This is a genomic window from Methylobacterium frigidaeris (assembly GCF_022179185.1).
Taxonomy (GTDB): Bacteria; Pseudomonadota; Alphaproteobacteria; order Rhizobiales; family Beijerinckiaceae; genus Methylobacterium; species Methylobacterium frigidaeris.
In genome coordinates this window covers 78,414-93,447 of record NZ_BPQJ01000007.1, presented here as the reverse complement: position 1 = coordinate 93,447, position 15,034 = coordinate 78,414, and the positions used below count along the sequence as shown (strand labels likewise).

Here is a 15,034-nt window from a genome sequence, read left to right as displayed (position 1 = left end):
CCGTGACCCAGGATCACGACTTCCAGGCTCACGATTCCCAAGGCCCCGACGTCGAGCCGGCGCCAGCGCCCGGCGAGGAGCTCGCCCCGGCGTCGCGGCGCAGCCTCGCGGAGATGCTGCGCGGCGGCATCGTCGCGATGTTCCGCCTCTCGGTGGAGCGCAGCGCCGCCCGCGTCGGTCTCGTCGGCCTCGTCTTCGGCGCAGTGTTCCTGGCCCTGATGGGCCGGCTCGTCAGCTTCGCTCTCCTGCCGGATGATCCGGGCACGGCGTCCGCCCGCCGGGCCGAGGCCGGCGGCGGCACCCAGGTGCGGCCCGACATCATCGACCGCAACGGCGAGATCCTGGCCACCGACATCCGCACCGTCTCGGTCTTCGCCGAGCCGAAGAACATCTACGACAAGGACGAGGCGGTCGAGCTGCTCACCGCCGTCCTGCCCGAGATCAATGCCCGCGACCTGCGCGAGAAGCTGTCGTCGAAGAAGGGCTTCGTCTGGGTCAAGCGCGAGATCACCCCGCGCCAGCAGGCCGAGGTGCACCGCCTCGGCATCCCGGGCGTCGGCTTCCTGTCCGACCACAAGCGGGTCTACCCGAACGGCACGGCGGCAGCCCACATCCTCGGCGTGACCAACCTCGACAATGTCGGCATCGCCGGCATGGAGAAGTACATCGACCGCCAGGGCCTGCGCGACCTCAACAGCCTCGGTTTCGTCGAGAAGTCGGCCGACATGGCGCCGGTCCAGCTCTCGATCGACCTGCGTGCCCAGCACGCCGTGCGCGACGAGCTGGCCTGGGGCATGGAGCATTACCGCGCCAAGGCGGCGGCCGGCCTGATCCTCGACGTCACCACCGGCGAGGTGATCGCGCTCGCCTCCCTGCCGGATTTCGACCCGAACGAGCCGAAGGACGCCCTCGATCCCGACCGGATCAACCGGATGAATGTCGGCGTCTACGAGATGGGCTCGACCTTCAAGGCGATGACCCTCGCCATGGCGCTCGACTCCGGAAAATTCACCGTCAACTCGACCTTCGACACCCGCGGCGGCGTACTGCACTGGGGCCGGCAGAAGATCCACGAGTATCACGGCACCAACCGGGTCATCACGATGCCGGAGGTGTTCACGCACTCGTCCAACATCGGCTCGGCCAAGATGGCGCTCGGCATCGGCGTGCCCGGCCACAAGGCCTTCCTGAAGAAGATGGGCCTGCTCGATCGCCTGCGTACCGAATTGCCGGAGAGCGCCGAGCCGATCATCCCGCCGCGCTGGACCGAGATCAATACCATCACCATCGCGTTCGGCCACGGCCTCGCGGTGGCGCCGCTCCAGGCCTCTGCCGCGGTGGCGGCGATCGCGAATGGCGGCTTCCTGATGACTCCGACCTTCCTCAAGCGCAGCGAGGCCGAGGCGCGCGAGAAGGCGACGCAGGTGCTCTCGCCCCAGACCAGCGAGGCGATGCGGTTCATCATGCGCCTCAACGCCACCGAGGGCTCGGCCAAGAAGGCGGCGATTCCCTATTACTATGTCGGCGGCAAGACCGGTACCGCCGAGAAGGTGATCCGCGGCCGCTACGTCAAGAACCGGCTGTTCACCACCTTCATGGCGGCGGCTCCCATGGACAAGCCGAAATACTTGTTCGTCACCATCATGGACGAGCCGCAGGCCGTGGCGGCGGAATCCGGCACCTACGCCACCGCCGCCTGGAACTCCGGCGTCGTGACCGGCCGGACGATCGCCCGCGTCGCCCCGATCCTCGGCCTGCCGCCGCAATTCGAGCCGCCGGTGAAACCGTTCCCGCTGATGGTCAAGCTCGGCGCCTACCACGTCAACCAGCTGGACGGACGATGAGCCTCACCCTCGGCGACCTGTTTCCTGAGGCTAGCCAAGGTGCTGGCCAAGCCGCCGGCCTTCCCGTCACCGGCCTCACCGCCGACAGCCGCAGGGTCGAGCCCGGTTTCGTGTTCCTGGCCGTGCCCGGCACCGCCGCCGACGGCCGGCTCTTCGCCGCCAAGGCGGCGGCGGCCGGCGCCGTCGCGATGGTGGCGGAAGGCGAGCGTCCGGCCGACCTGCCCGAGGGGATCGCGTATCTCTCCGTCCCCGATGCCCGTGTCGCGCTGGCGGGGGCGGCGTCCCGGCTGCATCCGGGCCAGCCCGGGACGGTCGTCGCGGTCACCGGCACCAGCGGCAAGAGCTCGGTCGCCGACTTCGTGCGCCAGATCTACGGCCGCCTCGGCCGCGAGGCGGCGAGCCTCGGGACGCTCGGGGTCATCACGACGAGTGGGGCCGCCTACGGCTCGCTGACGACCCCCGACCCGATCACACTCCACCGGACCCTCGACCGGCTCGCCCGCGATGGCGTGACCGAACTGGCCATGGAGGCTTCCTCGCACGGCATCGAGCAGAGCCGCCTCGACGGGGTGCGCCTGACGGCCGCCGGCTTCACCAATCTCGGCCACGACCACCTCGACTATCACGGCACGCCGGAGGCCTATCTCCAGGCGAAGCTCCGGCTGTTCACGACCCTGCTGCCGGAGACCGGCACGGCCGTGGTCAACGCCGACGGCCCGCAGAGCCAGGCGGTGATCGCGGCGGCCCGGGACCGCGGCGTGCGGCTCGTCACCACCGGCCGGGCCGGGGAGGGGATCCGTCTCGTCTCCGCCCGCACGGAAGGCTTCGCCCAGCGCCTCGAGATCGCGGTCGGGGCCGCGACCTACGCGATCGACCTGCCCCTCGTCGGGACGTTCCAGATCGAGAACGCGCTCCTCGCCGCCGGCCTCGTCCTGGCGACCCCGGCCGGGGCCGGGCGCGACGCCGACGTGATCGCGGCGCTCGGGCACCTCACCGGCGTGCCGGGGCGGCTGGAGCGGATCGGCACCGTGCGGGACGCGCTCTGCATCGTCGACTACGCCCACAAGCCGGATGCGCTGGCCAACGTCCTCGACGCGTTGCGCGCCTTCACCACCGGACGCCTCGTCTGCGTCGTCGGGTGCGGCGGCGACCGCGACCGGGCCAAGCGTCCGCTGATGGGCCGCATCGCGGCCGAGAAGGCCGACCGGGTCATCGTCACCGACGACAACCCGCGCAGCGAGGACCCGTCCGCCATCCGCGCCGCGATCCTGGCGGCGGCGCCGGGTGCGGAGGAGATCGGTGACCGGGCCGAGGCAATCCGCGCGGCAGTTCGCGACCTGCGGGCCGGCGACGTGCTGGTCGTAGCCGGCAAGGGTCATGAAACGGGCCAGATCATCGGCGACCGGACGCTGCCATTCTCCGACCGCGACGCGGTCCTGAGCGCGATCGAGGAGTCCCGCGCATGACCGAGCCCCTCTGGACCCTGGACGACGCCGCCGCCGCCATGGGCGGCCGCGTCGTCGCCGACGATTCCGCGCAACAAAACCTGTCCGGGATCTCGATCGACACCCGCACCCTGAAGGTCGCGGACCTGTTCTTCGCCATCCGCGGCGAGGCCCGCGACGGCCACGACTTCGTGCGCGACGCGCTCGCCCGCGGCGCCGGCGCCGCGGTGGTGTCCGAGGAGCGCGCGGCCGACCTCACCGATGCCGGGCCGCTGATCGCCGTTCCGGCCGGCGACGAGGACGCGGTGCTGGCGGCGATGCGCGGCCTCGCCGTCGCGGCCCGGGCCCGCACGGACGCGCGGGTCCTCGCCGTCACCGGCTCGGTCGGCAAGACCGGCACCAAGGAGGCCCTGCGCCACGTGCTCGCGGCGCAGGGCGCCACTCATGCCTCGGTCGCCTCCTACAACAACCACTGGGGCGTGCCCCTTACCTTGAGCCGGATGCCGGCCTCGAGCGCGTTCGGGGTGTTCGAGGTCGGCATGAACCATGCCGGCGAGATCGCGCCGCTGACCCGCCTGGTGCGGCCCGAGATCGCGATCGTGACCACGGTCGAGCCGGTCCATATCGAGCATTTCCGCTCGCTGTCCGGCATTGCCGATGCCAAGGGCGAGATCTTCTACGGGCTGGAGCCCGGCGGCGTCGCGATCATCAACCGCGACAATCCGAATTTCGAGCGCCTGAAGGCGCATGCCCTGGCCTCCCGCGCCGGCCGGGTGGTGAGCTTCGGCGAGCACCGCGAGGCCGACGTGCGGGCCGAGCGGATCGTGATGCGCCCCGACCTGTCGATCGTCGACGTGCGGGCGATGGGCTTAGCCCTCACCTACCAGCTCGGCACGCCGGGCCGGCACACGGCGCTGAACTCCCTCGCGGTGATCGCCGCCGTGCAGGCGCTCGGCGCCGATCTCGCGCTCGCCGCGCTCTCGCTGGCGCAGCTGCGCCCCCCTGCCGGGCGCGGCGCCCGCCACGTCCTGCGGGTCCGGGACGGCGAGGCGCTCCTCGTCGACGAGAGCTACAACGCCAACCCGGCCTCGGTGCGGGCGGCGCTCAGCACGCTCGCTGGGGTCGAGACGGCCGGCCGGCGCATCGCGGTCCTCGGCGACATGATGGAGCTCGGGGCCGAGGCGCCCCGCCTCCACCGCGAGCTCGCCGACGCGGTCGAGGAGCACGGCATCGACCTCGTCTTCACCGCCGGCCCGCTGATGCAGGAGCTGTTCGAGGCGCTGCCGACCGCCCGGCGGGCCGGCGCCCGCGCGGCGTCCGCCGAGCTCGTCGATCCGGTCCTCGAGGTCCTGCGGCCCGGCGACGCCGTAATGGTCAAGGGCTCGAACAGCACCCGCATGGGCAGGATTGTCGAGGCGCTCAAAGCCCGCTACGGGGGCGGCGCGGACCAGGATCTCGCCGTCGGCCGGTCCGGCTGAGCCACCTTCGAAGGACTTCTGACGCGCTAGCGCGGGCTCGCCCCGGCGCTGCCGTTCGCCCACGATCGGATGCCCCCGGGATGCTCTACCTCCTCTCCGACCTGAGCGGCGTGTTCTCGCCGCTCAACGTCTTCCGCTACATCACCTTCCGCACCGGCGGCGCGCTGTTCACGGCGGGCTTCTTCGTGTTCTGGTTCGGCCCCTGGATCATCTCGCTCCTGCGCCTGCGCCAGGGCAAGGGCCAGCCGATCCGCGAGGACGGGCCGCAATCCCACCTGCTGACCAAGCGCGGCACGCCGACCATGGGCGGGCTGATGATCCTTGCCGGCGTGATGGTGGCGGTCCTGCTCTGGGCCAACCCGCGCAACCACTACGTCTGGATCGTCATGATGGTGACGCTGGGCTTCGGCGCGATCGGCTTCTATGACGACTATCTCAAGGTCACGAAGCAGAGCCACAAGGGCTTCTCCGGCAAGTTCCGCCTCGCCCTCGAGGCCCTGATCGCGGTCGCGGCCTGCGTCGCGGTCGCGGAATACTCGGCGCCGGGCCTCGCCTACCGGCTGGCCTTCCCGGTCTTCAAGGACGCGATCATCAATCTCGGCCTGTTCTACGTCGCCTTCGCGGGCTTCGTGATCGTGGGTGCAGGCAACGCGGTCAACATCACCGACGGCCTCGATGGCCTCGCCATCGTGCCGGTGATGATCGCGGCGGCGACCTTCGGGATCATCGCCTATCTCGTCGGCAACGTGATCTACGCCTCGTACCTGCAGGTGAACTACGTCCCGGGCACCGGCGAGCTGGCGGTGGTCTGCGGCGCGCTGATCGGGGCGGGCCTCGGCTTCCTGTGGTTCAATGCGCCGCCGGCGCAGATCTTCATGGGCGATACCGGCTCGCTGGCGCTCGGCGGCCTGCTCGGCACCGTCGCGGTGGCGACCAAGCACGAGATCGTGCTCGGGATCGTCGGCGGCCTGTTCGTGCTGGAGATCCTGTCGGTCATCATCCAGGTCGCGTCGTTCAAGCTCACCGGCAAGCGCGTCTTCCGGATGGCGCCGATCCACCACCATTTCGAGCAGAAGGGCTGGAAGGAGCCGCAGGTGGTGATCCGGTTCTGGATCATCGCGGTGGTGCTGGCGCTGCTGGGGCTGGCGACGCTGAAGCTGCGGTAGTCGCGTCTTGCAATCTTCGCCAACGCTTGGAAGGAAGGCGCTTCCCCCCTCTCCCACACGGGAGAGGGGATCCCGCGCCATGATGATGGACCCGGTGGATTACGCATGATACCCTCCACCATCTTCGCCGGCCAGACGGTGGCCCTGTTCGGGCTCGGCGGCTCGGGCCTTGCCACGGCGCTGAGCCTCCAGGCCGGCGGCGCCCGGGTGATCGCCTGCGACGATAACCCGGAGCGGATGGAGGCGGCGGGACGGCGGGGCGTCGGGACCGGCGACCTGCGGCAGGCGGATTGGACGGAATTTGCGGCGCTCATCCTCGCCCCCGGCGTGCCGCTGACCCATCCGGCGCCGCACTGGACGGTGAACCTCGCCAGGGGCGCAGGCGTGCCGGTGATCGGCGACATCGAGCTGTTCTGCCGCGAGCGGGCCGCGAAATGCCCCGAAGCGCCCTTCGTCGCCATCACCGGTACCAACGGCAAATCCACCACCACGGCGTTGATCGCCCACGTGTTGGCCCAGGCCGGGCGCGACGTGCAGATGGGCGGCAATATCGGCACGGCGATCCTGTCGCTGGCGCCTCCCTCAGCCCACCGGGTCCACGTGATCGAGCTGTCCTCGTTCCAGATCGACCTGACGCCGTCGCTGGCGCCGACGATCGGCGTGCTGCTCAACCTCACGCCGGACCACCTCGACCGCCACGGCGACATGACGCATTACGCCGCCATCAAGGAGCGGCTGGTGACGGGCGCCGCACACGCGATCGTCGGGGTCGACGACGAGTTCTGCCGGGCGATCGCCGGGCGCCGGACGGGTCCGCTGACCCGCGTCCATGTCGGCGAGGCGGGGGAAGGGCCCGGCATCCTCGCCCGCAACGGCATCGTGATCGACGGACGCCGCGAGCCGGCGGAGCCGGTGGCGGATCTCTCCGGCATCGGGTCCTTGCGCGGCGCCCATAACTGGCAGAACGCCGCCATCGCCTACGCGGTGGCGAGCGAGCTGGGCGTCCCGCCGGACGCCTTCGCGGCGGCGCTCGCCACCTTTCCCGGCCTGCCTCATCGGATGGAGGAGGTCGGCCGCCGCGGCCCCGTGCTGTTCATCAACGATTCCAAAGCCACCAACGCCGATTCGACCGAGAAGGCGCTCTCGGCCTTCCAGCGCGTCCACTGGATCCTCGGCGGCAAGCCGAAGGAGGGCGGCATCGCGAGCCTCGCGCCGTACTTCCCCCGCGTCGTCCATGCCTACCTGATCGGTGCGGCGACCGAGGACTTCGCCGCGACCCTCGACGGACAGGTGCCGTTCAGCCGCTGCGGGACGCTCAGCCAGGCCGTCGCCGCGGCCGCCGCGGCGACGGAGCAGGAGGATAAGGCCGAGCCGGTGGTGCTGCTCTCGCCGGCCTGCGCCTCCTATGACCAGTTCCGCAGCTTCGAGGATCGCGGCGACCAGTTCCGTGATCTCGTGAAGGCCCTGCCCGGCCTGCGCCCCCCGGGCGCCTGAGGCACGTTTCCCGAATCGGCAAATCGGCGTATGCCGCTGCGCGCCGAGCCGGCCCGAATCGTCTTCCGCCATCGTGCCGGCTCAATTCCAGCGCTTTCCCAGCGGTGCTATGCTGCCCCCCCAACGCCTCCTGCCCGCCGAGACCCCGGTTGCTGCCGCCCATGCCCCGCACCGGGCCGGGCCGCGCAAGATCATCAGCTGGAACCTGCTGCGGCGGACCGGCGCGACCGTCGACGCCCTCGAGGCGCTGATCGCGCAGGAAAAGCCGGACCTGCTGCTGATGCAGGAGGCGACCGTCGACATCACCGAGCTGCAGGCTCGGGTCGGCGGGCACTATGCCTGGGCGCCGCTGCCCCGCCGCATCCACGGTCTGGCGATGTGGAGCCCGACGCCCTGGCCGCGCCCGCCCGAGGTGGTGGTCCTGCCCTCCGGCGCCCTGATCGACCGGGTCTGCCAGATCCTCGATCTCGGCACCTTCGGGGTCGCCAACGTCCACCTGTCGCACGGGCAGGTGCTCAACCGGCGCCAGCTGCGCCGCATCGCCCAGCACCTGCCGGTGCGGGCCGCGGTGCTCGGCGACTACAACATCGTCGGGCCGGCCCTGCTCCCGGGCTTCCACGATGTCGGGCCGCGCCACCCGACCCACGCCATGGTCGACCTCGTCCCCTTACGCCTTGATCGTTGCCTGGTGCGGGGGCTGACCTGCCGCGGCCAGGCCGTGCTGCCCCGTGGCGCCTCCGATCACCGGCCGATCGTGGTCCATCTCGAGCCCGGCAACCCGCAAGGGCGGCGCGAGCCCCTGCGCGCGCGCATCGAGGCGTTTCGCGACCGGGCCGAGGATTTCCGGAAGCGCGCGCCGCTCAAAGATATGGCAGCAGCAATCGCACGGCGGCGTCGCGCAGGCGCACGACCATCCCGCGAGAGTTGAGGTCCTCGACCGTCAGGCGCTGCTCCATCTTGGCCCGCATCAAGCCGTCGAGATCGGCCGCGAAGCCGGTGTCGTAGACCTCGACGTTGAGCTCGAAGTTGAGCCGGAAGCTGCGGCTGTCCCAGTTGGCGCTGCCGACGAAGCACCAGGCGTCGTCAACGACCATCAGCTTCGAATGGTCGAAGGGCGGCCGGTCGAGCCAGATCCTGACACCTGCTTCGAGGAGCGGCCCGACATGGGCCCGGGTCGCCCAGTCGACCACCCGGTGGTTGCTGGCCTGCGGGATGATGACGTCGACGGTGACGCCGCGTATCGCCGCGAGGCCGAGCGCCGTCAGCAGCGTCTCGCTCGGCAGGAAGTAGGGCGTGGCGAGGCGCACCGAGCGCCGGGCCGTGGCCACAGCCTCCAGCACCACGAATTCGATCTTCTCGATGTCGGCGTCGGGCCCCGAGGTCACGACCCGGGCGAGCGAGGATCCGGCCGGCGGGATCTCCGGGAACCAGGCCGGCCCCTCCAGGTCGTCGCCCTTCACGAAGGCCCAGTCGCGCCAGAACGCCTGGGCGAGCTGGCCGACCACCGGTCCGTCGATGCGGAAATGGCTGTCGCGCACCGGGTCCGGCGGATCCTTCGCCATGACGTTCTCGTCGGCGATGTTGACCCCGCCGACGAAACCGACCCGGCCGTCGACCAGCAGGAGCTTCTTGTGGGTGCGCAGGTTGAGGAACGGCATCCGCCAGGGCAGGGCGGAGTGCATGAACAGGCCGGCCGGTATCCCGAGGGCCCGCAGGTGCCGGTACATCGCCGGGAAGAAGTAGCCGCTGCCGATGCCGTCGATCAGCACGCAGACCGCGACTCCCCGGGCCTTCGCGGCCGCCAGGGCCGCCGCGAAGGCCCGGCCGCTGTCGTCGTCGCGCATGATGTAGCTCGACAGGGCGACGCTCGTCCGCGCCTCGCCGATCGCCGCCAGCATCGCCGGATAGGCCTCGTCGCCGTGGCGGTAACGCTGGATGCGGTTGCCGGCGACGAGGGGCAGGCCGCTGATCCGCTCGACCGCCTGCTTCAGCGGCTGGAACGCGTCCGGCACCTCGGCCACCGGCGGTGGTGGGGCGCCGGGTCGCGGCCCCGGCAGCACCGGCAGCCGGCGGGCGCGCCGGCTCACCCGGTTGATGCCGAACATCACGTAGAGCAGGCTGCCCAGCAGCGGCGAGAGCCAGGCGAGGCCGATCCAGCCGATCGCCGCACTGACCTCGCGCTTGTTCATCAGCGCGTGCACCGTCACGATGACCGCGATGGCGAGGCCCAGCGGTGCCAGCACGTCGGCCCGGATCGAGGTCAGGATCCCGAGCCAGCGGTAGATCTCGTGTTCCACGCGGGTCTCCTGCCGCCGCGCCCGCGCCGCCCTCACGGCCGGGATACGGGAGGACGGACCGGGAATCCACACGGGCTAGATCGGCCATCCACCGTCCGCCACGAAAAATCCCCCGCCCCGGGGGGGCGAGGGACTGCGTCTCAAACCGTCTTCGCGCGGCCGATCAGGCGCTCAGCGCTTCCTTGGCCCGCTCCGCCCGCTTGCGATCGTTCGGGTCGAGCACGGCCTTGCGCAGGCGGATCGACTTCGGGGTCACCTCGACCAGTTCGTCGTCCTGGATCCAGGCCAGCGAGCGCTCCAGGGTCATGCGGATCGGCGGGGTCAGGCGCACCGCCTCGTCCTTCGAGGTGGTGCGGATGTTGGTGAGCTTCTTGCCCTTGAGCACGTTCACCTCGAGGTCGTTCTCGCGGTTGTGCTCGCCGATGATCATGCCCTGATAGACCTTCCAGCCCGGCTCGATCATCATCGGGCCGCGATCCTCAAGGTTCCACAGCGCATAGGCCACGGCCTCGCCCTGCTCGTTCGAGATCAGCACGCCGTTGCGGCGGCCGGCGATCTCTCCCTTGAAGGGCTCGTAGGCCTTGAACAGCCGGTTCATGATCGCCGTGCCGCGGGTGTCGGTGAGCAGCTCGCTCTGATAGCCGATCAGGCCGCGGGTCGGAGCGTGGAAGACGAGGCGCAGGCGGTTGCCGCCGGACGGGCGCATCTCGAGCATGTCGCCCTTGCGCTCGGACATCTTCTGCACGACCGAGCCCGAATGCTCCTCGTCGACGTCGATCACGACCTCCTCGATCGGCTCGAGGATCGAGCCGTCCTCGGCCTTCTCGTAGACGACGCGGGGACGGGACACCGCGATCTCGAAGCCCTCGCGGCGCATGGTCTCGATCAGGATCGCGAGCTGCAACTCACCGCGGCCCGAGACGTAGAACGAGTCCTTGTCGGCGGCTTCCTCGATCTTGAGCGTGACGTTGCCCTCGGCCTCCTTGAACAGGCGGTCGCGGATCATGCGGCTCGTGACCTTGTCGCCCTCGGTGCCCGCGAGGGGAGAATCGTTCACGATGAACGACATCGTCACGGTCGGCGGGTCGATCGGCTGGGCCTGGATCGGGGTCTCGACCTGCGGATCGCAGAAGGTGTCGGCGACGGTACCCTTCACGAGCCCCGCGATCGACACGATGTCGCCGGCCTCGCCGACGTCGATCGGCTGGCGCTCCAGGCCGCGGAAGGCCAGGATCTTCGAGACGCGGCCGGTCTCTACCACCTTGCCCTCGCGGTCGAGGACCTTGACCTGCTGGTTCGGCTTCACGGTGCCGGAGGCGATGCGGCCGGTGATGATGCGGCCGAGGAAGGGGTTCGACTCGAGCAGCGTGCCGAGCATCCGGAACGGGCCCTCCTCGGTCTTGGCCTGGGGCACGTGCTCCAGCACAAGGTCGAACAGAGGGGCGAGGCCCTCGGCCTGATCGCCGTCCGGCGAGGTCGACATCCAGCCGTTGCGGCCCGACCCGTACAGGATCGGGAAGTCGAGCTGCTCGTCAGTGGCATCGAGCGCCGCGAACAGGTCGAAGACCTCGTTCACCACCTCGTTGATGCGGGCGTCCGGCCGGTCGACCTTGTTGACGGCAACGATCGGGCGCAGGCCGATCTTGAGCGCCTTCGAGACCACGAACTTGGTCTGCGGCATCGGGCCTTCCGCCGCATCGACCAGCACGATCACGCCATCGACCATCGACAGGATGCGCTCGACCTCGCCGCCGAAATCGGCGTGGCCGGGGGTGTCGACGATGTTGATGCGGGTGTCCTTCCAGACCACCGAGGTGGCCTTGGCCAGGATGGTGATGCCGCGCTCCTTCTCGAGGTCGTTCGAGTCCATCGCCCGCTCCTCGACCCGCTGGTTCTCGCGGAACGACCCGGATTGCTGGAGCAGCTTGTCGACCAGGGTCGTCTTGCCGTGGTCGACGTGGGCGATGATGGCGATATTGCGCAGCTTCATGGGATGTCCGAAGCAAACAAAGCCCGGCACGCCGCGGGCCGCCAGGATGGCAGCCGGACGCATCGAGCCGGGGGAAAACTGTTGCGTCGCAATATAAGGTGTGGCGCCTCTCCGCAAGGGGGCGTTCCTCTCGGATCGCGTCACTCCGCCGCGGCGGAGAGCGGGTCCGGCCCGCGGTCGGGGCACGGCGCCTGGCGCTCCAGCAGGATGGCGCGACGCTCCGCGATGGCCCGGCGGGCCTGGTCGAGGCCGAGAGTGAAGGCCGCGACGCCGGCATTGTCGATCGCGCCGGCCCCGGCCCGGGCGAGTGCGGCGGCCAGGATCTCGTCGGCCTGCCGCTCGAGGTCGGCGAGTTCCAGCACGTCCTCGACGTCGCGGCTCGCCCGCACGATGGCGAGGAGCTGGCGCAGGAGTGCCATGTCCCGGGCCCGGGACCGGTTGGCCGCCCGTGACACCAGGGTGGCGGCCGCGGATCCCAGGATCGAGACGCACATCACCAGCAGGTAGAACCAGTCGCCGTAGCGCTCGAAGAAGCTCTCGACCTCGCCCTCGTAATAGGCCTGCGCCCCGGGATGGACCGGCAGGGAGGCGCTCTTCGAAGTGTCGGGCGCCTCGATCTGATTGGCGAGCGGCACCTCGACCGCGAGGGCGGGCCGGTTGACGAAGAGGAGCCGCGTCAGTTCCGACACCACCGAATCGGCCAGGTGGGCCTGGGCCACCAGCCGGTGGCTGACCCCTACGGTGGTGACGGTCTCGGCCGGGCGCGGCGGCGTGCCGCCGAAGGTGCCACGGGCGATCTCGACGCTCTCCAGCGCCGGCCAGCGCCGGGCCAGCACCGCCGCCTCGCCGATTGGGATGAAGGTCGGCGTGCTGCCGGCGCGGGTGATGCTCGCCACCACCTCGCCGGCGGTGCGGCCGGTGAGCGGGCTCACCACCATCACGGCATCGACCCGGCCCTCGCGCAACGCCTGGCCGGCCTCGTGGCCGTCGCCGAGGGGCACCGTCGTCACCGCGTCGGCCGGTACCTCGTAGTGTTCGAGGATGCTGGCGAGGAGCCGGGCGTTGCCGGCCGGGTTGCGCACGATGCCGATCCGCTTTCCTCGCAGGTCGGGCACGGCGGAGAGGCCGGTATCCGTCGTCAGCAGCAGCACCGCGTCCCGGTGCAGGATCGCCAGGGTCTGGGTGTTCGACGGGATGCCGACGTCGGAGCGTACCACCGCGAGATCGGCCTTCGCCTGCTCGGCCGCCCCGGCGCTCTCGGCGACGCCGCTCGTCGTGACGGGGCGCAGGCGCACGTCCTCGTGCGTGCGGGCGATCGACTGGGCCACCGCCGCGATCAGGCGCGCATCCTCGCTCCCCGCCGGCCCGACGGCGACCCGCAGGGTCGTCGGCTGCCCGAGCCATTGATAGGCGAGCAGGCCCGTCGCCACGAGGGCGAGGAGGGTCGCGAGGACGATGGGAAGATGGCGCCGCATGGGCCTTCACCTTGGGGAGGGAAGGGGGGTTCGGCAATTCGGCCGATTGGCGCGGGGCGAGCTGGAATGGGAGTGACATGGCGTCATCAGCGCGGCCGGCCACTTCGGCGCTCGATCCGGCTGCCCGTGACAGGGGCCAGCTGCCGCGCGTTCACGCGGGACCCTGCGGGGTTCAGAGTGTCGACAGACCCGCACGACCAGGAGTGGAGGGGCTGATGGAGCGTCCGCTCGGCGAGTTGGCCAATTTGGCAAAGGCTGCCGCCAGGAGCGTTGTCGGCGAGACCACGTCTCTGGATGCGTGGCTTCAGCGGGAATACACCGTCAGCGGCGAGGGTGCGATCACGATCGTCGTTGTGTTTCCCAGCGCAAGGCTGCCCGAACTGAGCGGAGATCAGCTTCTGTAAATTTTAGAACTCGAATTGGGACGAGTTGTCGCGAATTGGCGAGAGCAGGCTCCCGCTCGTGATTTTTGCCAGGATAGAAGACGAGCTGGAGCTGATGGGTGCTCGATCCAGATCATTTGCTTGTATATGTTCGCCTGGCGCGATCCGCCATCGACCATCTCGCTCGTGCGGACGAGGCGTCGAAGCGGATGTTCATCACGCTGCCGCTGTCCCCGCCTCGCTAGTCCTGCTTATCGCCAAACGGGGAAAGTGAAGGGCTCCGATATCTGTCGTTCTCCACCCGTCGGTCCCGGTCACAGCGTCACCCGCAACCCGAACGCGATCACCGCCACGATCGCCGCGCCGAGCGCAGGGCCCACCGCCGCGATCATCAGGGCGCCCGGATGATAGCCCGGGGCCGCGAGGTAACGCTGATGCGCGTGCTTCTCCTGCCGGAGCAGCGGCGCCGATAGGCGCGCCGCTGCTCCGGGTGTCCGACCCTGCCGCATGATGCCGTCCCCGCCCGCTTGGCCGCCCGGTCTGGGGCAGCGCGAGACCTGTTGTGTGAGGCCCATCAGGCGCCGGGTGGCGTGAAGAGCTGGTGAATCCGATTCCTCGCATTCTCCCTTGTCGTGAATCGGGAGTTAGCGCGCCGGTTCAGCGCGCCTTGAGCGGGTCGAGTCCCGTCGCCGCGATGGTCGCGGCGTTCTCCGGTGCGGACAGCCAGGCGATCAGCGCCCTGGCCTCCTCCGGATGCTGGGCGCCCTTCGGGATCCCGGCGGAGAACACTGTCACCTGCTGCACCTCCGGCGGGATCGGGCCGACGATGGTGATGCCCTTGACCGGTTTCAGCTCGCTCAGCTGCTGGAAGCCGAACTCGGCGTCGCCCCGGGCGACGACGTTGCCGACCCGCTCGGCGACGATCATCCGGCTCTTCCCCGCCAGCTGGTCGTGCAGGCCGAGCTTCCGGTACATCTCCTTCTCGATGTAGACGCCGCTGGCACTGTCCGAATAGGCGATCGAGGTGGCGGCGAGCAGCGCCTTCTTGAAGTGCTCCAGGTCGTGGATGTCCGGCACCGGCGCCCCGGCCTTCACCGCGAGGGCGATGCGGGAATCGGCGAGGGCGATCGTGCTGCCGGGCGCGACCTTGCCCTCCTTGTCGAGAGTATCGAGGGCGTAGCCGACCATGATCAGCACGTCGGCCGGCTCGCCGCGCGCCAGGCGCACGGGGATCGCCTCCGGCGCCGTGCCCATCGAAGGGCCGTAGGCGGTCTCGACCTTGTTCCCCGTCTTCGCCTCGAAGCCCGGCACCAGGGCCTGGTAGGCGGCGGTGAAGCCGCCGGAGATCATCACCCGCAGATCCGCCGCACGGGCCGGCGCGGCGAGGACGAGCCCGGCGAGCAGGCCGGCGGCGAGGGGGGCGAGGGCGGTTCTCCGTCGCGGTGTCCTCATGGTCGTGGTT

General features: G+C 70.3%; 12 protein-coding genes. 7 read left to right on the top strand and 5 right to left on the bottom strand.

The features are described from left to right. The first annotated feature begins 2 nt into the window (after nt 1-2). From MFF64_RS09670 to MFF64_RS09645, 6 genes are all read left to right on the top strand, one after another. Nucleotides 3-1,844, top strand: coding sequence for a peptidoglycan D,D-transpeptidase FtsI family protein (locus tag MFF64_RS09670; RefSeq protein WP_438823061.1), 1,842 nt, complete (start codon nt 3-5; stop codon nt 1,842-1,844). Beyond that, on the top strand, nt 1,841-3,310 hold the full coding sequence (locus MFF64_RS09665; RefSeq protein ID WP_099903506.1) for a UDP-N-acetylmuramoyl-L-alanyl-D-glutamate--2,6-diaminopimelate ligase: 1,470 nt from the start codon (nt 1,841-1,843) through the stop codon (nt 3,308-3,310). The genes MFF64_RS09670 and MFF64_RS09665 overlap by 4 nt, the downstream gene beginning before the upstream one ends. Further along, nucleotides 3,307-4,767 (top strand): UDP-N-acetylmuramoylalanyl-D-glutamyl-2,6-diaminopimelate--D-alanyl-D-alanine ligase, encoded by a 1,461-nt coding sequence (locus tag MFF64_RS09660; protein WP_238190568.1) that lies wholly within the window; start codon nt 3,307-3,309, stop codon nt 4,765-4,767. Before MFF64_RS09665 ends, MFF64_RS09660 begins: the two co-directional genes overlap by 4 nt. 80 nt (nt 4,768-4,847) lie before the next feature. Continuing rightward, nucleotides 4,848-5,933 carry a phospho-N-acetylmuramoyl-pentapeptide-transferase gene (mraY, locus tag MFF64_RS09655; RefSeq protein ID WP_099905609.1) on the top strand — a complete coding sequence of 362 codons (1,086 nt, stop codon included), beginning with the start codon at nt 4,848-4,850 and terminating at the stop codon, nt 5,931-5,933. A 105-nt stretch (nt 5,934-6,038) separates the two neighbouring features. Beyond that, nucleotides 6,039-7,427: a UDP-N-acetylmuramoyl-L-alanine--D-glutamate ligase gene (murD, locus tag MFF64_RS09650; protein WP_099905611.1), complete on the top strand. Its 1,389-nt coding sequence runs from the start codon at nt 6,039-6,041 to the stop codon at nt 7,425-7,427. A 109-nt stretch (nt 7,428-7,536) separates the two neighbouring features. Beyond that, nucleotides 7,537-8,355: an endonuclease/exonuclease/phosphatase family protein gene (locus tag MFF64_RS09645; protein ID WP_099905613.1), complete on the top strand. Its 819-nt coding sequence runs from the start codon at nt 7,537-7,539 to the stop codon at nt 8,353-8,355. Here the strand turns inward: MFF64_RS09645 and MFF64_RS09640 are convergent. The 3 genes from MFF64_RS09640 to MFF64_RS09630 form a co-directional block, all read right to left on the bottom strand. Beyond that, entirely contained in the window at nt 8,288-9,724 is a 1,437-nt protein-coding gene (locus MFF64_RS09640; protein ID WP_099905615.1) for a phospholipase D-like domain-containing protein, read from the bottom strand. The two genes, MFF64_RS09645 and MFF64_RS09640, sit on opposite strands and share 68 nt — an antisense overlap. Before the next feature lie 163 nt (nt 9,725-9,887). Further along, a complete protein-coding gene (gene typA, locus MFF64_RS09635; protein ID WP_238190566.1) occupies nt 9,888-11,714 on the bottom strand; it encodes a translational GTPase TypA in 1,827 nt (608 codons plus the stop codon). A gap of 140 nt (nt 11,715-11,854) precedes the next feature. Then, the gene (locus tag MFF64_RS09630) at nt 11,855-13,189 is read right to left on the bottom strand and encodes a TAXI family TRAP transporter solute-binding subunit (protein ID WP_238190564.1); all 1,335 of its coding nucleotides are present in this window, start codon (nt 13,187-13,189) and stop codon (nt 11,855-11,857) included. A gap of 215 nt (nt 13,190-13,404) precedes the next feature. Between MFF64_RS09630 and MFF64_RS09625 the strand changes: the two genes are divergently transcribed. After that, the gene (locus MFF64_RS09625; RefSeq protein WP_133123639.1) at nt 13,405-13,593 is read left to right on the top strand and encodes a hypothetical protein; all 189 of its coding nucleotides are present in this window, start codon (nt 13,405-13,407) and stop codon (nt 13,591-13,593) included. Between the two features lie 293 nt (nt 13,594-13,886). Here MFF64_RS09625 and MFF64_RS09620 read toward each other — a convergent pair whose 3' ends face one another. Together MFF64_RS09620 and MFF64_RS09615 are read right to left on the bottom strand one after the other, a co-directional pair. Beyond that, nucleotides 13,887-14,081: a hypothetical protein gene (locus tag MFF64_RS09620; protein WP_099905999.1), complete on the bottom strand. Its 195-nt coding sequence runs from the start codon at nt 14,079-14,081 to the stop codon at nt 13,887-13,889. 148 nt (nt 14,082-14,229) lie between these two features. Next, nucleotides 14,230-15,024 carry a substrate-binding domain-containing protein gene (locus MFF64_RS09615; RefSeq protein ID WP_099905997.1) on the bottom strand — a complete coding sequence of 265 codons (795 nt, stop codon included), beginning with the start codon at nt 15,022-15,024 and terminating at the stop codon, nt 14,230-14,232. Between the last annotated feature and the right edge of the window lie 10 nt (nt 15,025-15,034).